A 20,447-nucleotide genomic window follows, 5' to 3' on the forward strand; every position below is an offset into this window, starting at 1 on the left:
TAGTGTGTTTATTAATCAGAAGACTTTCTACGGGCTATAACTTCACCTAGCTTTTTACCGTAAAGTGAATTTTTAACTTCTAAACTAAGGTTGTTATATATAGAATCGATGTAAACTGGGTTTGCATGCTGTGCTTCGTATAGTGCTAAGTAAGGTGCTATCGCGTTATCCTTATTATTCATGGCAAATTGAATAGTGTACGCGTATTTACGTTTTATAATATTATTAGATAAGTTATCTAAAGAATCTAACGCGATACTGTCATTCTTTTGTTGCGCTATAAAACTAGCTTCAATAATATCTAAATTTTGACTATTAAATTTAGACATCACTCCGAGGTATTCTTCTAAAAGCTCCTGATGTTTAGAACCTGTGATTTCAGAATCATAACTAAAACTTTTTAAGGTTGTATTAATTTTAGTAACACCTTTATCTGCGAAAAATGGAATGTAATGTTCTTCTCCATCATTTTTAAAAAGTTTTAAATAAAGCAGTATAGGTTCTTCTATATTGGTATGTAAAGTAAATTCTGGTTGGCCTGTTATCGACATGGAATCTAAATCAACTATACTAGAGTCACCATCTTTTTGAAGGTAAACAATACCCTTCTTTAAACCTTTAATATGTCCTTTTAAGGTGAAATTGGCATCATTGCCTTTACCACATGATACCGTTAATGTTAGTAAAATGATGAGACTAAATACTTTGTTTAATGTTGTCATGTTTTGCTGAATAATTAGGTGCGCAAATATCTTAATAATTGTTTTAATTTTTACTAACTAATGGCTGCTAATTCCATTAAAATTGTACAACCTATCGCAGCAATTGTCCCAACGGCATAACCAAATACAGCGAGTAAGACACCAACAGTAGCAAGTGAAGGATGAAATGCCGACGCTACAATAGGAGCAGAGGCTGCACCACCGACGTTTGCCTGACTTCCCACAGCCAGAAAGAAATAAGGAGCTTTAATTAATTTGGCTACTAATATTAGTAGTAGTGCATGAATGGTCATCCATACAATCCCAATGGCAATAAGACCTAGGTTATCAAAAATCATGGTAAGATCCATTTTCATACCAATACTCGCCACAAGAATGTAAATAAAAACACTTCCAAATTTACTAGCTCCAGCGCCTTCATAGTTTTTGGCTTTAGTAAAAGATAGCAAAATGGCTATAATGGTAGCAATACTAATCATCCAGAAAAATTTTGAGCCTAAAAATGTAAAAATGTTTCTAGTGGTAGGTGATTCTATACTGGCTACGATACCTTCAAATAACGGTGCTAAATAATTTGCGCTTAAATGTGCAATACTTACAGTACCAAAAGCAATAGCACAGATAATCATAATGTCGGTAAGTGATGGATTTCGTTTAACTTTTTCAGAAAATGTAGACATTTTTTCTTTGAGTGCTTCAATAGAAGCCGTATCTGCCTTTAACCATTTATTAATGCGATTTCGTTTTCCTATACCAATTAATATAATGGCCATCCAAATATTCGCCACAACGATATCTACAAATACCATTCCTCCATATTTGGCTTGGTTGTAACCATAAATTTCTAACATTGCGGTTTGGTTGGCGCCACCTCCAATCCAACTTCCGGCGAGTGTAGAAAGACCTCTCCATACGGCATCTGGTCCAACACCTCCAACTGTTTCTGGCGATACACTTGAAATTAATAATATGGCAATAGGTCCACCGATAACAATCCCTAAAGTCCCTGTAAAAAACATGACTAAGGCTTTCCATCCGAGATTAAATACTCCCTTTAAGTCAATACTTAAAGTCATTAGTACTAGAGCTGCTGGTAATAAATAACGGCTAGATACATAATAAAGATTAGAACTATGCTCCGTAATTTCACCATTGTCTGAAACTGTTGTCCATTCTGGAGAAATTAAACCTGTCGTTGTTAATACTGCTGGTACCATGTAAGCCATAAACAATCCTGGTACTATTTTATAAAATTTTGGCCAAAATCCTGTTTTAATGGATTCTGTAACAAATACAAATCCTAAGGCAAGCATTAAGAGGCCAAATACAATAGTATCATCAGTAAAAATCGGAGTATTATCCATAGTTTAGTTTATTTAGAACTCGCAAAATACAAAAATTTAAAACGAAAAAAAGCGACCATTTCGGGTCACTTTTTATCAGAGGGTTTATCTTTTGGTTTCGGTTGCCTATGATGCTCTTTTAGAACTTGCATCAGCATCCATTCGATTTGGCCGTTGGTACTGCGAAATTCATCTGAAGCCCATTTTTCAATGGCTTTCAGCATCTCTTCATTTATTCGTAATGCAAATGCTTTCTTTTTAGACATTATAATTTCATTAATTAAACTTTGATTTATATGTGGCTAATACATTTTTAGCTTCATGTTGTTTCTGTGTACCAATTAATAATTTTTTACCATTTTTAAATACGATTTGAATACCGATATCACCAGATACATTAATTGCTCTTCCTTTAGATTTATTCCACAGGATGCCACCTTTTATTCCCCAGCCACCGTAGTCTGTTAAAGGATCATAGGTTCTAACATAGGCTGTATCAATTTCGTTCCAATGAATACTTTTAAAATTCCAGTGAAACGGAAAAAACTTATAATGAATCCCTATGTTATCAATACGCGTTGTAAGTTTAAAGAAAAAAATGAATCCGGTAGCTAATAATACGATGGGTATTAATGTAAATAATTCTAAAGTTGAATTTTCGGATGGGTCTTCTAAATAGTCCTTTACATAAATGGAAATAGGAACTATTGCTGACACGAGTAAAACTACAATTAGCCATACTTGATTAAAACGTTGTTCTTCCTTAAAGATTCTCATTACCTGTTTTTATCACGTTCAAACACTACAGTAGACCAATTGACAGCAATTTGGTTAACAACCCAGCCTTCTCTAGCATATTGATTGAGAAGATCTTCAAAATTCTTAATACGGTTTCTAAAACCGATTCTTGGCGTTATAACTTTATATTCTTTCATGTTTTTAATGATTTAAAGTCCCGGTATTTAATACTGGTGAAGCATCTTTGTCTCCGCAAAGAACCACCATTAGATTGCTAACCATAGCCGCTTTTCGTTCTTCATCTAAATCTACGACTTGTTTTTTATTAAGTTCATCAATAGCCATTTCTACCATACTTACGGCACCTTCAACTATTTTATGTCTGGCTGCAACAATAGCTGTAGCTTGCTGCCGCTTTAACATAGCGTTTGCGATTTCTTGTGCATAGGCTAAATAGCCAATCCGTGCTTCTAATACTTCTATACCTGCAATGGATAATCGCTCGTCTATTTCTTTTTCTAAAGCATTGCTGACTTCGTTTACGCTAGAACGCAAGGTGATATCTTCGTCAACACCTTCATCTGCAAAATTATCATACGGATACATACTCGCTAATTTGCGGACAGCTGCATCGGTTTGTACACGTACAAAATTTTCATAATTATCAACATCAAAAGCTGCTTTATAAGTGTTTTGAACCCGCCAAACTAAAATGGTGCTGATCATTATAGGGTTTCCTAGTTTATCATTCACCTTTAACCGTTCGCTATCAAAGTTGCTAGCTCTTAGTGAGATTTTCTTTTTAGTGAAAAATGGATTTACCCAATAAAAACCATTCTTTTTTACTGTGCCTACATATTTTCCAAATAAAAGTAGCACTCTAGAGCCATTGGGTTGTACCATAAGAAAACCAAAAGCGAGTATTAATGCCATAATAATACCAAAAACAGGCCATGCTAAATGGGTAATAATAATGGCTGCTATACTACCAAAGAAAAGCAGGGTAAATAAAAAGAGCATGAGGTAACCGTTAGCGGGAACAATAATTTTTTCTTCTTTCATGATTTAAAATATTTAATTGGTTAATAATAATCAGTTATCAAAATGATATTATTATGATATCATAAAGATATAATTTAAATTATAAGTATACAACTCAAACATTTTGTTACATATAAATGAAAAAAATAAATAAATTAAAGTTTGGCACGCCGTTTGTAATAAACTAAACGTAATGCTAATTGCGATAGTTACCAAAGTGTAACATACTACAAAACCGCAACATTACATTTGGTTGGTTAGTTAGAAAAAGCATCTCGTGGTTGGGATGCTTTTCATTTAGTTAAGTTAAAAAAAGCATCTCATTTTTGATAAAATCAATTGAGATGCTTTTTGTTTAATGTGTACTAAAAAAAGTTATTTTTCTATAAAGGATGTTATACCAGTGATAAGTTCAGGGGAAATAGTTCTAAAGGATTCGTTATACGATTTTGAATTCTCTAAGTCACCGCCTTCTATTTCAAAAAGGACGTGATTCATGTTTTCAATAAGAAGTAGTTCAGCGTTTTCATTGGCTTCTTTGAGTACTTCTGCTTCACTAACTGAAACTTGAAGATCTTTAGTTCCGTTAATAATCAATACAGGTATTTTTAGTTCCTTTATGATATCAGAAGGGGAATACGTCATCCAATTCATCATAAACGGTTGTAATTCTACATTAAATATTGAAGCTAAAGCGGGTGGGTAATCGGTTGTTGTTTTTCCTTCTTTCAAACTGTTTACAACCCGTTTTGTATCGTCATTAAACATCGGTGCTGTTTGGGCTACCTGATCTATAATAACGTCTCCAATATTATTGCCAGCACCCGCAAGTGAAATAAAACCATCAGCTTTGTCTTTAGCTGCAAGCATACCGACCAAACTACCTTGGCTATGACCAATAATGTAAATCTTGTTATACTTATCTAATGCTTTAAAATAATTTAAAACATCTGAAGCGTCTTCAACAAAATCATCAAACATCATATCTTTATCCACATTGTTATTGCGAATTTGTTTTACAATGCGTTTATCATATCTAAAAGTAGCAATTCCATTTTTGGTTAGTCCTTCGGCTAATTTCTTTAATGAATTATTTTTGAGAAAATTTTGATTGCCATTCCTATTCGTTGGTCCAGAGCCAGCAATAATAATGGCTAAATTGGGTTGCTCTAAAGCATTTGGAGTCAGTAAGGTACCATCAATCCATTTTGAAATAGATAATTCTACTTCATTAAATGACTTCTCTTGACTAAAACCTGTGAGGCTCAATAAACACATCGCTAGAATTACACACTGTTTCATTTTAATAAGTTTTAAGACGCATAAAGTTAATTCATATAGAAATGAAATCTATGATTGTTTCAAAATTTATACCAAATTTACAGTATTTCTAGTGAAGAATTACAATTCTTACAATTGTATTTCATCGGTGAAATGCGTTTTTCGTCTTTAAATGTTAAAATTACATGTATTTCATCGATTAAATGTGTTTTTAAGCGTATGTATTCAAAATGAATTATATATTTGACTCGTACTAAAATTTAGTTTTTAGTTCAATGGATTAATTAATTAATATTTGCCTTATGTTGAGTTGGCTTAGAGACCCTGAATCTACCAGCATAAAAAAAAAGCAAATAAACGAAAACCGAGATTGAGGGATCTCGGTTTTTTGTTTTTATAACCTTTTTGTTGTTTAAGTAATGGTTCTAAAAGTGAGATTTAGTCTTTCGTTCACCTGTTTTTTCGTCTTTGGAATTTGATGGAGCCAATAATGTTGCATTTCTCCTTTCATAATGAGTAAACTGCCGTTTTCCAGATTTAGTTTATGGCGTTCTTCCTTTATAAATTTATGTTTAAAATGAAAAGTACGCGACTCACCAAATGTCACAGAAGCAATGAGTGGATTTTTACCTAATTCTTTCTCATTATCGGCATGCCATCCATTACTATCATTGCCGTCTCGGTATAAATTAATTAAGAGGGTGTTAAATATATGGTTTGAGCAGTGTTCTGCCTTTTTTTTAATGGTTAGCAGTGTTGGTGTAAATGGGTGAGGATGCATGGTAATATTAGAATAACGATAAGGTTGATCTGTATGCCCAAAAAGTGCTGTTAGCCTTGGTTGTTTATATGTTTTGCCAAAGACGGTAATGTCATCATGTTGCCATTTGGTTTCTGATTTAATGGTCTTAAAATATGTTTTGCACTCATGCATAGAAAAGAGATTGGGAAAGTAAATTAATTCCGCATTTGGGAGTTTAAAATGTTGTTTCTCTTCAGAAAACAAATTCATAGTTTTATTTTTGACTAAATTAGTACTTCGATATGACTATAAAAACTTTTATTTATTTAGGAAGTCTGATATTACTGACTTTAGGTTTTCAACAAAGTATCACCTTGCCAGATGGTTTTGTATATGTAAAATCTGTGATTCCGGATTTGGATGTAGAATTGCGTTATTTTTCAACCCATAATTTTGTGGGTGATACTATTGATGGTTACAACGCTAACCGTTTAATCTTAACCAAACAGACGGCAGAGAAATTAAAATTGGTTCAAGATGAATTGCAACAACAAAACTTGTGTTTAAAAGTTTATGATGGTTACCGACCACAGCGTTCGGTTAATCATTTTATCCGATGGGCAAAAGACCTACACGATACCATTAATAAGCAACAATTTTATCCTGAAGTTGAAAAGCGAAATTTATTTAATGCTGGTTATATTGCTTCGCGCTCCGGACACAGTAGAGGGAGTACTGTTGATCTTACTATCATTGATGGAACTACTGGTAAACCTTTAGATATGGGAAGTCCGTATGATTTTTTTGGAGAAATTTCTTGGGTGGCTCATGAGGCATTAACTAATAAGCAAAAGAAAAATAGACAAATATTGCAGTCGGTTATGTTAAAGCATAATTTTAGAAATTACTCAAAGGAGTGGTGGCATTTCACCTTGCGATGGGAGCCTTTTCCAAACACATATTTCGATTTTGAAGTAGAATAAATTAGACTTTCTTTAAATATATTAATCCAATGATAGGACCTAATGCGAGCACTGTAAAGGCGTAAGGTGCAAACGTGATATTGGTAGTGAAATGGTTGAGCATTTGGATGCTAATAATAGTAAGGCTATAACCAATACAATTTACAATGGTTAGGGCAGTTCCAATGGATTGTACTTCGCAATTTTGTGCCACCATGGTAGAGAATAACGGTGAATCTGCAATTACTGCCATTCCCCAAATTACCAAAACGATTATAAAGAGTGGAGTAGAGGTCATCATAAAAAATAAGGGCGATAATAGACAACAGAATCCTGATATTGATAAGGCCCAACCAGCCGTTTTTTTAACACCGAATTTTTCTGAAATAAAGCCTCCTATAATGCAAGACAGGGTTCCCGAAGCTATTATTAGAAAAGACCATAAGGGGATGTTTAAAGTAACATGTTGTAGTTTTTGATACATCATTAATATAGCAGGTACAAAAGTCCAAAAGGCGTAGAGCTCCCACATATGACCAAAATAACCCATAGATGCAGAGCGGAAGCTCGAATTTTTAAAAACGTTTAAAATTTTTGACATATCAAATTTAGCGGCACGTTTTCGGTAAGGTCCATTGGGTACCCATATGAGAATTAAAACACCTCCTAAGAGCGCTAAGACGGAAGTTGCCCAAACTACAGATTGCCATTTGAGATTAAAATCAAAAGACTGTATTAGGTACGGAAAAGCGGTGCCCAAAACCAAGGCAGCAATTAAAAAGCTTAACGATTTACCTAGACCTTTTTCAAAATAATCTGCTGCAATCTTCATTCCAACAGGATAAATGCCTGCTAAACTAAACCCCGTAAAAAATCGAAAAGCCACTAAGGTAACTATCGTATTATTGGTATACAAAATACCGAAATTACAAACGGACCCCAAAACTGCACAAATAAAAAATACACGGGAAGGAGAAAAGCGATCACTTAGTGATAACATGGCGAATATAAATGTGCCAATGATAAAACCAAATTGTACGGAAGAACTCATATAACCCAGTGATTCTACACTAAGATTGAAATACACAATTAAATTATCAACCACAGCGTTTCCTGCAAACCACAATGAAGTGCAACAAAATTGCGAAAAAATAATGAGGGGAAGCACCCGTTTTGACGTGACGGCCTGAGTTTTCAAAAAGCGCTTAGTTTAGGTAAATCCAAGCCCAATACATTAAGCCAAATTGAAGTGGAATACGTATTATTAATAGCCATTTCGGAAGGCCAGCAGATGCTTTTTTACCCGAAACCATATAAAAATGTACTGATAGAAACAGGATTAACATGGCAATAATACCATATATAGCTATTGCTTTTAAAACAGGAATGCAAAGAGCAATACCCAATAAAATTTCTGCAGCTCCACTTAAATAAACCATGAGCTTATGATTAGGAATGTACCTTGGCATAATGCGCATGTACATTTTAGGTTTTATAAAATGCACGATTCCTGCAAAAACGTACATTGCAGCCATGATGAAAAGACCAATGGGCTCATTCATCTTTATACGTTTTATAGGTCAATCCAATACCGTAATTAAATAGGTTTTTGTCTAGTAAACTCGATTTAAAATGGTTGCCTTTATCAAATTTCACCCAATTATTGCCGTTGATAAATACACGTTTTATAAAGGTATTTTTAGATTCAATTTCATCTGTAAATGGTAATAGCGGTCTAAAATTAGTTGGAATTTTTACCACACCACCCGAATTTGAAACGATTTCTTTATATTTTTTGTTAGGAAGTAATTTGCCTTCTTTATTGGTGTAACCTAAAACTTGAAGTGAAACAAAAAAACCGTCATCTGGAATATAAATATCATATTCATCAACTGGTAAATTGTATGCATCTCCATCTTTTTCGGTCGCTCTAAAAACAATGGTTTCGTTTGTTAATACGTTACCTGGTTTTCCGTTGTTATTACTATAAAATTTTACCTTAAACAAGGTTGAAAATTTTTTCTTTTCACTATTAGAACGTTTTCGTTTTGTCCAATCTTTAGATTCTAAAGCAATAGGGAATAACACATGAGTGAGTTTCTGATCTTTAGTTGTGGATTTAGGAAAATACACAGCAATCTCAGATTCTATAGTTGGCAGCCAACATTTATAATAATCATCATCTAAATAGGGTTTTAGTTTTTCAACTTTAAATTTCCTATCTATTTTATTAGCGATTATAACGGCATCTAATTGATGCGCTTCTGGATGCATGAGCAATTGTTTAGGCAAATTATTGGTTGCGATATGTAAGTCTTCAAAACCAAGTGCAGATATAAAAAGGGAATCAATATCTGGATACAATTTTTCTGTAAAAATAAATTGCCCTTCGTCATCTGCAAAAAGGCCATTACCGTTTCCAAAAGAAATGGTGGCATAACTTACCGGATAAGAAGTAATACTGTCTTTTATGGTGGTTTGAGCTAAGGAAATGTGCCCAATAAATACTAATATAAATAAAATTTTATACATGGTTAAGTTTATAGATTCTAAAGATACAATATTAATGTCTTATGCTAATTTGGATAATACCAAAATGGTATAGTAGCCGCCGTTTTTTTTATGGTATCAGATGCTTTTTTGCTTTTTCGTTTTACCTGTAAGACATGTTTCCCTTCACTTAGGTTTTTTATACCTATATAAGTTTCAAATCCTTTTTGTTTTTTTAATGAGGCCCCAAGTATAAAATCAGTGCGATATAATGTAGAATCGATTTCAACCGTGTAAAGTGAATTAAATGTTGTTATATAATCTTGTTTTAAAGCTTCACTAACGACACCAGAATTTATGGAACTCATTTCTGAAGTGATTCCTCTGGTATCTTCTTCAGGATTTAATTTGGGGTTAAATAGGTAGATATCATCTTCAATACCTTCATCAAACAGAATGAAGACTTTGATGTATGGATCGGTGATAACTTTACTGTTGATAGCAATATTTTGAATAAAGTCTGAATTTTCCGTGAGCATATCCTCATAACTAAAGGTATTAGCGATGTAATTTCCGGAGGGTTCTATAAAATTAAAATAATTAGACTGGTTGTAATATAATGAGGTGATCCATATCAATATCATGTAGATAGGCACTAAAAAGAAGCTCAGGCGTTTTCCAAATTTATGATCTAGAAAATTATAGACTAATGGACGGTATAAAAAGGATAGTGTAATAAAACTAAAGCACCAGTAAATGGGAAAATATATTTTACTTATCCATCTTTTCTTTTTTAAAAAACCGAGCGTTATAAAATCAATAAAGGTCAGTAACATTCCAGTAATAAGAAAAACTAAGAGTATCATACCGAAATAGGTCGATATGTCACTAAACGAATGATCATCGATAAAAATAGTAATTACGAAAACAATAGAACCTATCGTTAGCGCAATGGCCAACATATAGAAAATAAGTAAAAATGAAATTGCGAAAATAACACTACAATAATTTTCTAAACGTGCAATATATCTATCAAACGAGCCTACTTTGTTTTTTAAATACGTATTAAAGCGTTTACTATAATTTAAAGTGTCGTAATCGATATCTCCAGAAATATAGCGTAACCCTAATGCGCCAATCCATAACCCACGTAAAAGAACATGGAACAACAAGTTGAAGATTAGTATAGAACAAGCCGAAAGCGCTACAACCAAAACCATTGAGAAAAACGTATTGTTTTCGTTTTGGGTGTGTTGGTATGCAATTTCTAAATTAGGATAAGCGGAGAATAAACCAAAAATGGCAAAACCAGAAATTAGTAATTCTAATTGCCAGCTTTCTTCCTGTAGTTTATTAAGTAATTTTTTAAAGGTTGGTTTATTATAATCGACGCTCATTTTTTTATGATGAATTGAAGTTCAGGTTAAAATTAGACATATTCAATTAAAATCAATCTTTTTTATTCTATTTTGAAACCTTTTCTAAAACTCATCGTTTTTATAATAAACCGCTAACTAACCTAATGCAAAAACTAGAGACTAAACTTATTACGCTTTGCAAAAAAGGAAATGAAGTTGCACAAATGCAAGTTTATGATAAGTATAGTCAGGCGATGTATACCATTGCTTGTCATTACCTCAGCGATGAAGATGCAAAAGATGCCATGCAAGAAGGTTTTTTAAAAGCCTTTGGACACATTGAATCGTATAAGCCTGAAGCCACCTTTGGTGCTTGGTTAAAACGCATTATCATTAATCAATGTTTAGATGTTTTAAAGAAAAATAAGTTAGAGTTTGAAGCTGTTGAGGTTTCAGACCTGCAGATTACCATTGAGAACGATTGGCAATTTGATACTTCAATTACGAAGCAAGAGATTTTATTTGCCGTTGAACAGATTAGCGAAAAGCATAGAATCGTAGTGAAGCTTTATTTGCTAGAAGGCTATGATCATGAGGAGATTTCGGACATTTTAGGAATTCCCATAAAAACATCTCGCACACATTTAAGGCGCGGAAAATTACAATTACAAGAACTTTTAAAACAAAAGTATAATGAAGCAAGATATTAGAAACCTATTTAATGAGGAAGCTGATTTAAAAACGCTTCCAGAAAACCATAGGGCAGAGTTTGCAGAAAAACTTAAAAAGCAATCCCAACCAAAACGACGTCCTTATGCATGGTTAAGTACAGCTGCCATTTTAATTATTGCAGTAACGATTGGCTTTAATGTGATGCAAAAGGAAGCAAACCCAGAATTAAATCAAGTGGCACCAATTATAGCGCAAGTAGAAGCTGTTGAGGCAGCATATCTTAAAGATATTGAAACCGAATGGCAGAGTTTTATAGCTATCGCAGATGACGCTGTATTGGTAGAACGCTTCAGAAAAAAGCTGAAAGATTTAGATACCGATTACAAAGCTATTTCTGTTCAGTTTAAAGAGGATTATAATAATATTTTAGTTATTGAAGCTCTAGTTGAAAATCTTCAAACACGACTTCAAATTTTAAAAGACATTCAAAAGCACATCAACATATTAAATCAAAAAAACGAACACGATGAAAACACCATTTAGATTATTATTTGTATTACTCATCACAATGCAAACAGTATTAGGGCAAAATGTAAAAGTTTTCTCTAAAAGTTTTAAAACAGATAAAAATACAACCGCATATATTGAAATACCTGACGGTTCAGTGAAATTCGTGTCCTCACCAGACGATAGTATTCATATTAATTATGATATTAATTTTATGAAATTACCTAAAAAAGAACATCAAAGAATACTAGATAGTGTAAGAATTGAAGCGACTCAAGAAAACAATCTTATAAGTATTAAGAAACATCCAAATGTTAAGCAAAGTTTAAACGCATCTAGTTATGTTTCTATTTTTTCATTAGATAGACTTATATATGAAACAAAAGATACAACTGCAATATCTAGAAAACTAAAGGAAGATATTTCAAATGAAATTACCGAGATTAAATCTTACAAATCATATCATGAAGCAAGGGCAAAAATCATATATGCTAACGATTTAAAGCGAAAAGAGAGACTTTTAAAAAAAGCAGTTAAATGGCAAAATAATAGAAATTTTAAAAGAAATTTTATAATAAAAATCCCAAAAGATATCAGTCTTAAAATTGTAGCTAAAGGTAGTTTGCTAAATTTCCATGACGAATTTGATAACCAAATATCCATTCGATTAGATTATGGAAGGCTCTACATCAATAGAATAGAAAACCCAAAAAATGAATTAAAAATTCATAACTCATTGGTAATCGCTCATAATATTTCTGGAGGTAAATTAGAAACTGATAGAGTTTTTAAGGCTTTAATAACAGAATTAAATAATGTGGATATTGAATCTGAATTCTCAAAAATAGAAATTGGTGAATTAGGAAGCAATAATAAAATTACAGATTTTAATAGTGAATATTTCTTTTATAATTGGACTAAAGATTTTCAACGTTTTGATCTGTTTTCAGACTACTCAAAAATTCATTTTTTCTATCCAAATTTAAATCATGGATTGGAAGTCATTGGTTACAATACTAGGAATGTCATGGGAAACGACAGTTTTGAAGTAACAATGCAACCAAAAAGTAAAGAGAGAAATCAATTAATGTCAAAGCCATTAAACCCAAAAGAGAAATCTTCGGGTCTTATTTTCTTTGATATTATTAATGGTATTATTTACTCATACAATGATTCAATCAAAAAATAAAGTTTAAATATTTCATTCTCAAAACAAATAAAAAAGCACTTAGGTAACCTAAGTGTTTTTTTTTGCTAACAGCTAATCTAATACCAACGTTTCTTCTTTTTCTTAGAAGCTTCACTTTTACGACCTTTTTTATACTTACTACCTTGTCTTTTATGAACAACAGGTTTAGCTTTAGGATCTAAAGGGTAAGGATGCTCAGTTTCCACAGGAATCTGAACATTTATAGCATTCTGAATCGTTTTTACATAACTTTTCTCGTCAGCAGAACACATGGAGTAAGCTTTTCCAGTATGTCCAGCTCTTCCAGTTCTACCAATTCTATGTACATAAGTTTCAGGTACATTGGGCATATCAAAATTAAAAACATTGTCAAGTTCGTTGATGTCAATTCCACGCGCAGCAACATCGGTAGCAATTAAGACTTTTACATAACCATTTTTAAACTTATTCAGAGCGGTTTGTCTATCGCTTTGGTTTTTATCACCATGAATACTGTTTACGGCATAACCATTTTTTAGTAAGGTTTGCTCGAGTTTATTTACGCCAAATTTGGTGCGTCTAAAAATAAGTACATTGCCTTTTATGGTATTGCGTAATAAATGAAGGCATAATTCAATTTTGTTGCGTTTTGGCACATAGTACAATACTTGGCTCACATCTTTAGCGACCGATTTCGTTGGAGTAACATCGATGCGTTCTGGGTTTTTAAGAATGGTTTGAGCTAATTCTTCAATCTTATTCGGTATCGTTGCCGAAAATAATAATGTCTGTTTGTTTTCTGGGCAGAGTCGTTCAATCTTTTTAATATCATCTATAAAGCCCATATCTAACATTAAATCCGCCTCATCTAAAACAAATGTTTCAATATAATCGAGGTTGATATAATCTTGTTTATGCAAATCGAGTAAGCGACCTGGTGTAGCCACTAAAATATCGATGCCTTCTTTTAAAACATCAATTTGAGGTTCTATTGAAGCACCACCAAAAACGACTAAAGAGGTTAAATTGCTAAATTCAGCATAAGTCTTAAAGTTTTTTTGAATTTGAATGGCTAATTCTCGTGTCGGACTTAATACTAAAGCCTTAATTTTTTTACCTTTTTTAGGTGCATCTTGTTTATCAAATAGATTTTGCAATATCGGAAGCGCAAAAGCAGCCGTTTTTCCGGTTCCGGTTTGTGCAGAAACTATTACGTCTTTACGATCTAAAATAAACGGAATAGCACGTTGCTGCACTAAAGTAGGTTCTACATAACCAGAAGCTTCAACGGCTTTTAGTATCGGTTTTATTAAGTTTAAGTCTTTAAATGACATATGGTTCTGTATTTATTAAGTTTGTCATTCCTGCGAAAGCGGGAATCCACTTTGTTATTCGTAGCTTATAGATTCCTGACTACGCAGGAATGATAAATTAGTTAACAAAGGTAGAATAATTGTTTATTCAAACTTTGATATAAAAATATTAAAGTTACAAATCACGTCAGTTCGAGTGATTTGTGAAGTATGAGCAAATAGTATCGAGAACCATTGAAAACCATTTTGTTTCAATTGCTTCTCGATACATTCCGATAAAAAATAGGAACACTCGAAGTGACGAATTGATTTACCAACGTTCGGCTTTCCAATCCTTTTGCTCTTGTTCGGTTAAAAATGTCCAGGCAATAAATCGGCTGATTTTATGACCTTGCCCCATTTCAATGGTTTTAACGTCAGTTGCATTTACCTTTTCTAATATTTTATAGGTGGGTTTTAACGTCGCTTCTTTTGAGATTAAACTTGTAAACCACAAACATTGTTTGCCAAAGTGTTTGCTTTCATAAATCATGTCTTTAACAAAACGCGCTTCACCACCTTTAGTCCATAATTCATTATGTTGACCGCCAAAATTTAATAAGGATTTATTAGGGCGCTTTCCTTTAAGATTCTTCTGCTTTTTTAAACTCGCTTTTTGCGCATCTGCTGCCGAGGCATGAAATGGTGGATTACAAATGGTGAAATCTACTTTTTCTTCAGGTTTTAGAATATCATAAAAAAAGTTGTTGGCTTTTTCTTGGCGTCTTATTTCTAAAGTGGATCTTAATTTATAATTTTTTTGCTCTATAGTTTTAGCTGAAATAATCGCGATTTCATCCGTGTCACTACCAATAAATGACCAACCGTATTCATGTTGGCCAATAATAGGGTAAATGCAATTGGCACCGACACCTATATCTAAACCTTTAATATGTTTACCTTTAGGAATTTCTAAACCTGTTCCTTTTAGTAAATCAGCAATATTATGAATGTAATCTGCACGCCCTGGAATTGGAGGACACAGATAATGCTCTGGAATATCCCAATAATCTAAGCCATAATGGTGAATTAATAAGGCTTTATTCAAAGCTTTCACTGCAGCAGGATTGAAAAAGTCTACAGAATCATCACCGTATGTATTAGGTGCTACATATTTACCCAATTCAGGCGAACTCTTTATCAGTGCCTTAAAATCGTAACGTGAACGATGTTGATTTCTTGGGTGAAGTTCTGACTTTACTTTAGGGTGTTGTTTTTTCTTTTCCAATACTTATTTTTTTATTGCTGCAAAGGTAGTGGAAAAGAAATTGGGTTACTTGGACTTACAGCCTAAATAACCCAATGATCTAATTTTAATTTGTATTTAATCTACTTTTTTAAAACGTAACACTTCATCACCAGTGGAATTGTATAAGATTAGGTGTAAACCGTCTTTTTTATAAGTAGAAACTGTATTGAAAGCTTTATCAAAACGGTCTGGAATTGTCATATCCATACACATTTTTCGAGTTGATGCCATTGCACCAAATTTAATAGTATTAGCAGTTATATTTTTTATTTGTCCACTATAATTATTACAACCATTAGTGCCATAAGCGCGCATCTCTGTGGTGTTAATTTCTAATGTTGGCACGTTAGAGGTGCTTTCAATTGGTGTTTCGTTAATATGTGTGGTTGCCCAAATATCATGAAGGGCCAATTTTGGATCTTGTTTTTTTTCTAACACTTTTATTAATTTATAAGAGATTGACGAAGCATCTGCCGGAGTGGTCTGAGTATTTAAAGTGGTTTCTGAAACTTTAATCTTCTGAAGATAGCCTGGTTCAAAATTAAAACCTTCAATGGGAGCATAAAAATTTGTCCATTCGGCATTGTCATAATGTTCAGTTGTTGAAACTTGCAAGCATGTCGTTTTTCCGGCACCAGCATCGCAATTTACTTTGGAGCTATTAACCCAATATGTTGCAGTCGTTTCTTTAGTTGCGCTACAAGAGGATAAAAAAGATGCAAATAGAATGATAGGAAGCTTGTTAAATAATTTCATAATGTTGTTAATTGGTTTATAGGTTGTAATAATTTCAAAAGCCTTGCCAATTAGAAGGACATAATGTTAAATATATGTTATAGAAAAGCGTATAGTTTTCTATTACTTTTGAGCATCTTATGCAATAAATATTTATTCCATAGTAATCACCAAATCATCTTGGCCAACCATACTTCCTTCAGACAGAGAAACGGATTTTATTTTTCCCGATTTATGAGCTGTAACGGTAGTCTCCATTTTCATCGCTTCAATTACAAAGAGAGGATCATTTTCCTTTACAGTCGCCCCTTTTTTAACTAAAACTTTATATAATGAGCCTTGTAAAGGTGCACCAACGTGGTTGTTATTGTCAGGATCTATTTTTATGTTTTCAACCTTTTTAATGTTTAATGAGGTGTCAAAAATTTCAACAAATCGATTTTCACCATTCACTTTAAAGAATACGGTTCTAATGCCATTATCATTAGGAATACTCACAGAGAGTAGTTTTACTATAATAGTTTTTCCTGGTTCTAAAGTAATTTTGGTTTCCTCCTGCAATTGCATACCAAAAAAGAAATCTTTAGTTGGAATGAGCGCAATGTTGCCGTATTTCTTATAATTTTCATGAGCAGTTTCAAATACTTTTGGGTAAAGCATAAAGGATAAAAAGTCTTCTATTTCGATTGGTCTGGTAAATCCTTGTTGAAATTTCTTTTTAAAAGCAGCAAATTCTTTGGTAAAATCTACAGGTTTTAAATGTGCATTTGGTCGATCTGTATAAGCTTCTCTATTTTTAAGAATTATTTTCTGAAGGTCTTTAGGAAAACCACCAACAGGCTGCCCTAAATCTCCTTTAAAGAAATTAATTACCGATTCTGGAAAAGAAATTGTTTCGCCACGTTGCATCACATCTTCTGGTGTTAAATTGTTAGTAACCATAAAAATAGCCATATCCCCAACGACCTTGGAACTTGGTGTTACTTTAACCAAGTTGCCAAACATAGTATTGACTTGTGCATACATTTTTTTAACCTCATCAAAACGATCTCCGAGGCCTAAGGCAATGGCTTGTGGACGTAAATTAGAATATTGTCCACCAGGAATCTCATGTTGATACACTTCAGCAGTTCCTGCTTTTAATCCAGATTCAAAAGGATAGTACATTTCACGTGTATCTTCCCAATAGTTTGAAAACTGATTGAGATTTGTCATATCAAAATCGTGCGCACGGTCTTGACCTTTCATCATTTCAACTACAGCATTAAAATTAGGTTGTGATGTTAATCCAGAAAGTCCCCCAAGTGCTACATCAACCACATCAACTCCAGCTTCAATGGCTTTTAAATAAGTGGCTGTTTGTAAAGATGAGGTATCGTGAGTATGTAGATGTACTGGAATCTGTAATGTGTCTTTGAGAGCACCAACTAATTCGGTAGCAGCATACGGTTTAAGCAAACCAGCCATATCTTTAATGGCTATCATATGTGCTCCGGCATTTTCTAAATCTTTAGCTAACTGTGTGTAGTATTTAAGATTATATTTGGTTTGTTTAGGGTCTAAAATATCACCTGTATAACTAATGGCTGCTTGCGCAATACCACCTGTTTTAGTGCGAACATAATTTATGCTAGGTTCCATAGCTTTTACCCAATTGAGCGAGTCGAAAATTCTAAAAATATCAACTCCATTTTCCCAAGATTTCTCCACAAATTTTTCAATTAAATTATCAGGATAGGCTTTGTAACCCACAGCATTAGAGCCACGCAACAACATTTGAAACAAAATGTTTGGAACCGCCTTACGCAATTCTCTTAGACGCGTCCAAGGACTTTCGTGTAAAAAGCGGTAACAGACATCAAAGGTCGCTCCTCCCCAGACTTCCATGCTAAAGGTATTGGGATGGTTTTTTGCAAAACTTTCTGCTACTTTGAGCATATCGTAACTTCGCATACGTGTGGCTAACAGCGATTGGTGAGCATCGCGCATGGTTGTGTCGGTATAATGTATTTTGTAATCGTCCTTTAGCCATTGGCAGAAAGCTTCAGGCCCTAATTCTGTTAATCGGTTTTTTGTGCCATCCGGAAATGCTTCGTTGCGGTTATACTTTGGAACCTTAGCGGTTCTAAATACTTTGGTTTTATCTATGTGTTTAACATCAGAATTGCCATTTACAATAACTTCTGCTAAGAAATTAACTGCTTTAGTCGTTCTATCTTGAGGTAATTTTATTTCGAATAAAGAAGGGGTATTCTGAATAAAGTTGACGGTGACTTTACCTTCTTTAAAAGTGTTATGCTGAATAACGTTTTGTAGAAAATGAATATTGGTTTTTACACCTCTAATTCTAAACTCTTTTAAAGCACGAACCATTTTTCTAACGGCACCATCGAGTGTTCTACCTTGTGCAGAAACTTTTACGAGCATGGAATCGAAAAACGGACTTACGTTATAACCTTGATAAATACTACCAGCATCTAAACGAATACCCATACCTGAGGCACTTCTGTACGTGGTGATGTTTCCATAGTCTGGTGTAAAGTTATTTTCAGGATCCTCTGTTGTTAATCGGCATTGTAAAGCAAAACCGTAAGTAGCCAATGCGTCTTGTTCATAGATTTTTATTTGTTTATCTGATAATTTATAGCCACCAGCAACAAAAATTTGTGTTTTTACCAAATCGACTCCAGTAACCATTTCGGTAACAGTATGTTCTACTTGAATTCTTGGGTTAACTTCTATAAAGTAGATATTGTCTTGCGGGTCTACTAAAAATTCTACGGTACCAATATTGTTATAATTAACTTCAGTCGCTATGTCAACAGCATATTTATACAAAGCATCCTTCACTTTTTGAGACACATTGTAAGATGGAGCTACCTCAACAACTTTTTGATGGCGACGTTGTACAGAACAATCGCGCTCAAATAAGTGTCTGATATTGCCATGTCTGTCAGCTACAATTTGTACTTCAATATGTTTTGGGTTTTCTACATATTTTTCTAAAAACATGGTATCGTCACCGAAAGCATTTAAGGCTTCATTTTTGGCAGAATCAAAGTGTTGTTCTAAATCTTTATCATTTCTAACCACACGCATACCACGTCCGCCACCACCAGAAGCCGCTTTTAGCATTAACGGATAGCCAATTGTATTCGCTTCTGAAAGTGCAATTTTTAAAGCTGTAAGATCTTTTTTATTACTCTCTATAATGGGAACATTACATTTTAAAGCTATTTTTTTTGCCGTAATTTTATCTCCTAAGGCGTCCATCACCTCTGGGTCTGGACCAATAAAAATAATATCGTTTTCCGCACAGCGTCTTGCAAATTCTGAATTTTCAGATAAAAAACCATAACCAGGATGAATGGCATCCACATGTTTTGATTTAGCTAAAGCCACAATTTCTTCAATATTTAAATAGGGCTTTAAAGGATCGTTGTCCTCACCAATTTGATAAGATTCGTCTGCTTTATTCCTGTGTTGCGAGTAACGATCTTCATAAGTATAAATTGCCACAGTAGCTATATTTAATTCTGTACAGGCTCTTAATACGCGTATGGCAATTTCACTTCGATTGGCAACTAATATCTTTTTGATTTTCATAATTGATGGTACGTTTTGTTGTGTTTAAATATGTTTTTTGATTGAAAATTACGTGAACTATAACGTTTTCGTGAAAGTACAAATTTATTATGATGTTGCTTTTTTTTAACCTTAAAATTATTGGTGATTTTAAGTTAAAAGTCTGTAAATGATTAAGATGGTTCTTAGTTGTAAAGTGGCATCTTGTTCCTTCTAAAGATTAAGATAATTGTATTTATTACAGTATATTGAATATATCTTTTGGAACCGAAATTGTAATAAGAGGGAGCTAATAAAAAGTGAGATAGTTGAGTCGTTGAGTAGAAATGTTATGAGCCTGTTTCAATTCAATGAACTCTAAAGTAATATTAAAGGGTGTATAAAAACTATTTCTGAAGTATTATAAAAAACGGGAGAACGCTTTTTTATGTTTTTTAAAACTTTTGGGCAAATCTGTTAAAGGGGCTTAAGAAAACGTAAAAGGGTTGGAGCTATTAAAATG

General features: G+C 33.3%; 20 protein-coding genes. 4 read left to right on the plus strand and 16 right to left on the minus strand.

Going from position 1 to position 20,447, the window contains the following annotated elements; translation table 11 throughout:
• Positions 1 to 11: 11 nt before the first annotated feature.
• From C8N41_RS09600 to C8N41_RS09635, 8 genes are all read right to left on the minus strand, one after another.
• Positions 12 to 722 (minus strand): DUF4369 domain-containing protein, encoded by a 711-nt coding sequence (locus C8N41_RS09600; protein WP_115839101.1) that lies wholly within the window; start codon positions 720 to 722, stop codon positions 12 to 14.
• Positions 723 to 775: 53 nt separating this feature from the next.
• Positions 776 to 2,086: a DUF819 family protein gene (locus tag C8N41_RS09605; RefSeq protein WP_115839102.1), complete on the minus strand. Its 1,311-nt coding sequence runs from the start codon at positions 2,084 to 2,086 to the stop codon at positions 776 to 778.
• A gap of 65 nt (positions 2,087 to 2,151) precedes the next feature.
• Complete coding sequence (locus tag C8N41_RS09610) at positions 2,152 to 2,331, minus strand: Arc family DNA-binding protein (RefSeq protein WP_115839103.1); 180 nt, start codon at positions 2,329 to 2,331, stop codon at positions 2,152 to 2,154.
• Positions 2,332 to 2,341: 10 nt separating this feature from the next.
• Positions 2,342 to 2,842, minus strand: a complete 501-nt coding sequence (locus C8N41_RS17060) for a hypothetical protein (protein ID WP_211318191.1) — start codon at positions 2,840 to 2,842, stop codon at positions 2,342 to 2,344.
• Positions 2,842 to 3,000 (minus strand): DUF4177 domain-containing protein, encoded by a 159-nt coding sequence (locus tag C8N41_RS09620; RefSeq protein ID WP_115839104.1) that lies wholly within the window; start codon positions 2,998 to 3,000, stop codon positions 2,842 to 2,844. The genes C8N41_RS17060 and C8N41_RS09620 overlap by 1 nt, the downstream gene beginning before the upstream one ends.
• A 4-nt stretch (positions 3,001 to 3,004) precedes the next feature.
• Positions 3,005 to 3,865 (minus strand): SPFH domain-containing protein, encoded by an 861-nt coding sequence (locus tag C8N41_RS09625; protein WP_115839105.1) that lies wholly within the window; start codon positions 3,863 to 3,865, stop codon positions 3,005 to 3,007.
• Positions 3,866 to 4,219: 354 nt separating this feature from the next.
• The gene (locus C8N41_RS09630) at positions 4,220 to 5,146 is read right to left on the minus strand and encodes an alpha/beta hydrolase family protein (protein WP_115839106.1); all 927 of its coding nucleotides are present in this window, start codon (positions 5,144 to 5,146) and stop codon (positions 4,220 to 4,222) included.
• A gap of 391 nt (positions 5,147 to 5,537) precedes the next feature.
• The gene (locus C8N41_RS09635; RefSeq protein ID WP_115839107.1) at positions 5,538 to 6,137 is read right to left on the minus strand and encodes an alpha-ketoglutarate-dependent dioxygenase AlkB family protein; all 600 of its coding nucleotides are present in this window, start codon (positions 6,135 to 6,137) and stop codon (positions 5,538 to 5,540) included.
• Positions 6,138 to 6,169: 32 nt separating this feature from the next.
• On the opposite strand from C8N41_RS09635, the gene C8N41_RS09640 reads away from it, so the two are divergent.
• A complete protein-coding gene (locus C8N41_RS09640) occupies positions 6,170 to 6,850 on the plus strand; it encodes a M15 family metallopeptidase (protein ID WP_115839108.1) in 681 nt (226 codons plus the stop codon).
• 1 nt (position 6,851) lies between these two features.
• Here the strand turns inward: C8N41_RS09640 and C8N41_RS09645 are convergent, their stop codons facing one another.
• The 4 genes from C8N41_RS09645 to C8N41_RS09660 are packed head-to-tail and all read right to left on the minus strand — an operon-like array spanning position 6,852 to position 10,716.
• Complete coding sequence (locus tag C8N41_RS09645; protein ID WP_115839109.1) at positions 6,852 to 7,997, minus strand: MFS transporter; 1,146 nt, start codon at positions 7,995 to 7,997, stop codon at positions 6,852 to 6,854.
• A gap of 37 nt (positions 7,998 to 8,034) precedes the next feature.
• Positions 8,035 to 8,391: a DoxX family protein gene (locus tag C8N41_RS09650; RefSeq protein WP_092446957.1), complete on the minus strand. Its 357-nt coding sequence runs from the start codon at positions 8,389 to 8,391 to the stop codon at positions 8,035 to 8,037.
• On the minus strand, positions 8,384 to 9,361 hold the full coding sequence (locus C8N41_RS09655) for a hypothetical protein (RefSeq protein WP_092446958.1): 978 nt from the start codon (positions 9,359 to 9,361) through the stop codon (positions 8,384 to 8,386). The genes C8N41_RS09650 and C8N41_RS09655 overlap by 8 nt, the downstream gene beginning before the upstream one ends.
• 44 nt (positions 9,362 to 9,405) lie before the next feature.
• Positions 9,406 to 10,716 (minus strand): cytochrome C assembly family protein, encoded by a 1,311-nt coding sequence (locus tag C8N41_RS09660; protein WP_092446959.1) that lies wholly within the window; start codon positions 10,714 to 10,716, stop codon positions 9,406 to 9,408.
• Between the two features lie 125 nt (positions 10,717 to 10,841).
• Between C8N41_RS09660 and C8N41_RS09665 the strand changes: the two genes are divergently transcribed.
• The 3 genes from C8N41_RS09665 to C8N41_RS09675 are packed head-to-tail and all read left to right on the plus strand — an operon-like array spanning position 10,842 to position 13,045.
• Complete coding sequence (locus C8N41_RS09665) at positions 10,842 to 11,387, plus strand: RNA polymerase sigma factor (RefSeq protein WP_092446960.1); 546 nt, start codon at positions 10,842 to 10,844, stop codon at positions 11,385 to 11,387.
• Positions 11,371 to 11,892 (plus strand): hypothetical protein, encoded by a 522-nt coding sequence (locus C8N41_RS09670; RefSeq protein WP_115839110.1) that lies wholly within the window; start codon positions 11,371 to 11,373, stop codon positions 11,890 to 11,892. Before C8N41_RS09665 ends, C8N41_RS09670 begins: the two co-directional genes overlap by 17 nt.
• Positions 11,876 to 13,045 carry a hypothetical protein gene (locus C8N41_RS09675; protein ID WP_147298949.1) on the plus strand — a complete coding sequence of 390 codons (1,170 nt, stop codon included), beginning with the start codon at positions 11,876 to 11,878 and terminating at the stop codon, positions 13,043 to 13,045. Before C8N41_RS09670 ends, C8N41_RS09675 begins: the two co-directional genes overlap by 17 nt.
• A 77-nt stretch (positions 13,046 to 13,122) precedes the next feature.
• Here C8N41_RS09675 and C8N41_RS09680 read toward each other — a convergent pair whose 3' ends face one another.
• The 4 genes from C8N41_RS09680 to C8N41_RS09695 form a co-directional block, all read right to left on the minus strand.
• Positions 13,123 to 14,358, minus strand: coding sequence for a DEAD/DEAH box helicase (locus C8N41_RS09680; RefSeq protein ID WP_115839112.1), 1,236 nt, complete (start codon positions 14,356 to 14,358; stop codon positions 13,123 to 13,125).
• A 289-nt stretch (positions 14,359 to 14,647) separates the two neighbouring features.
• The gene (rlmF, locus tag C8N41_RS09685) at positions 14,648 to 15,604 is read right to left on the minus strand and encodes a 23S rRNA (adenine(1618)-N(6))-methyltransferase RlmF (protein WP_092446964.1); all 957 of its coding nucleotides are present in this window, start codon (positions 15,602 to 15,604) and stop codon (positions 14,648 to 14,650) included.
• 96 nt (positions 15,605 to 15,700) lie between these two features.
• Positions 15,701 to 16,381, minus strand: a complete 681-nt coding sequence (locus C8N41_RS09690; protein WP_092446965.1) for a DUF4377 domain-containing protein — start codon at positions 16,379 to 16,381, stop codon at positions 15,701 to 15,703.
• A gap of 132 nt (positions 16,382 to 16,513) precedes the next feature.
• A complete protein-coding gene (locus tag C8N41_RS09695) occupies positions 16,514 to 19,966 on the minus strand; it encodes a pyruvate carboxylase (RefSeq protein WP_115839113.1) in 3,453 nt (1,150 codons plus the stop codon).
• Positions 19,967 to 20,447: the final 481 nt, after the last annotated feature.

Origin of the sequence: Winogradskyella sediminis (assembly GCF_003387355.1) — a bacterium.
Classification (GTDB): Bacteria; Bacteroidota; Bacteroidia; order Flavobacteriales; family Flavobacteriaceae; genus Winogradskyella; species Winogradskyella sediminis.

Coding starts and splice junctions, on each gene's coding strand:
- C8N41_RS09600 (WP_115839101.1), bottom strand. CDS start 722: ATGACAACATTAAACAAAGTATTTAGTCTCATCATTTTACTAACATTA.
- C8N41_RS09605 (WP_115839102.1), bottom strand. CDS start 2,086: ATGGATAATACTCCGATTTTTACTGATGATACTATTGTATTTGGCCTC.
- C8N41_RS09610 (WP_115839103.1), bottom strand. CDS start 2,331: ATGTCTAAAAAGAAAGCATTTGCATTACGAATAAATGAAGAGATGCTG.
- C8N41_RS17060 (WP_211318191.1), bottom strand. CDS start 2,842: ATGAGAATCTTTAAGGAAGAACAACGTTTTAATCAAGTATGGCTAATT.
- C8N41_RS09620 (WP_115839104.1), bottom strand. CDS start 3,000: ATGAAAGAATATAAAGTTATAACGCCAAGAATCGGTTTTAGAAACCGT.
- C8N41_RS09625 (WP_115839105.1), bottom strand. CDS start 3,865: ATGAAAGAAGAAAAAATTATTGTTCCCGCTAACGGTTACCTCATGCTC.
- C8N41_RS09630 (WP_115839106.1), bottom strand. CDS start 5,146: ATGAAACAGTGTGTAATTCTAGCGATGTGTTTATTGAGCCTCACAGGT.
- C8N41_RS09635 (WP_115839107.1), bottom strand. CDS start 6,137: ATGAATTTGTTTTCTGAAGAGAAACAACATTTTAAACTCCCAAATGCG.
- C8N41_RS09640 (WP_115839108.1), top strand. CDS start 6,170: ATGACTATAAAAACTTTTATTTATTTAGGAAGTCTGATATTACTGACT.
- C8N41_RS09650 (WP_092446957.1), bottom strand. CDS start 8,391: ATGAATGAGCCCATTGGTCTTTTCATCATGGCTGCAATGTACGTTTTT.
- C8N41_RS09655 (WP_092446958.1), bottom strand. CDS start 9,361: ATGTATAAAATTTTATTTATATTAGTATTTATTGGGCACATTTCCTTA.
- C8N41_RS09660 (WP_092446959.1), bottom strand. CDS start 10,716: ATGAGCGTCGATTATAATAAACCAACCTTTAAAAAATTACTTAATAAA.
- C8N41_RS09665 (WP_092446960.1), top strand. CDS start 10,842: ATGCAAAAACTAGAGACTAAACTTATTACGCTTTGCAAAAAAGGAAAT.
- C8N41_RS09670 (WP_115839110.1), top strand. CDS start 11,371: ATGAAGCAAGATATTAGAAACCTATTTAATGAGGAAGCTGATTTAAAA.
- C8N41_RS09675 (WP_147298949.1), top strand. CDS start 11,876: ATGAAAACACCATTTAGATTATTATTTGTATTACTCATCACAATGCAA.
- C8N41_RS09680 (WP_115839112.1), bottom strand. CDS start 14,358: ATGTCATTTAAAGACTTAAACTTAATAAAACCGATACTAAAAGCCGTT.
- C8N41_RS09690 (WP_092446965.1), bottom strand. CDS start 16,381: ATGAAATTATTTAACAAGCTTCCTATCATTCTATTTGCATCTTTTTTA.
- C8N41_RS09695 (WP_115839113.1), bottom strand. CDS start 19,966: ATGAAAATCAAAAAGATATTAGTTGCCAATCGAAGTGAAATTGCCATA.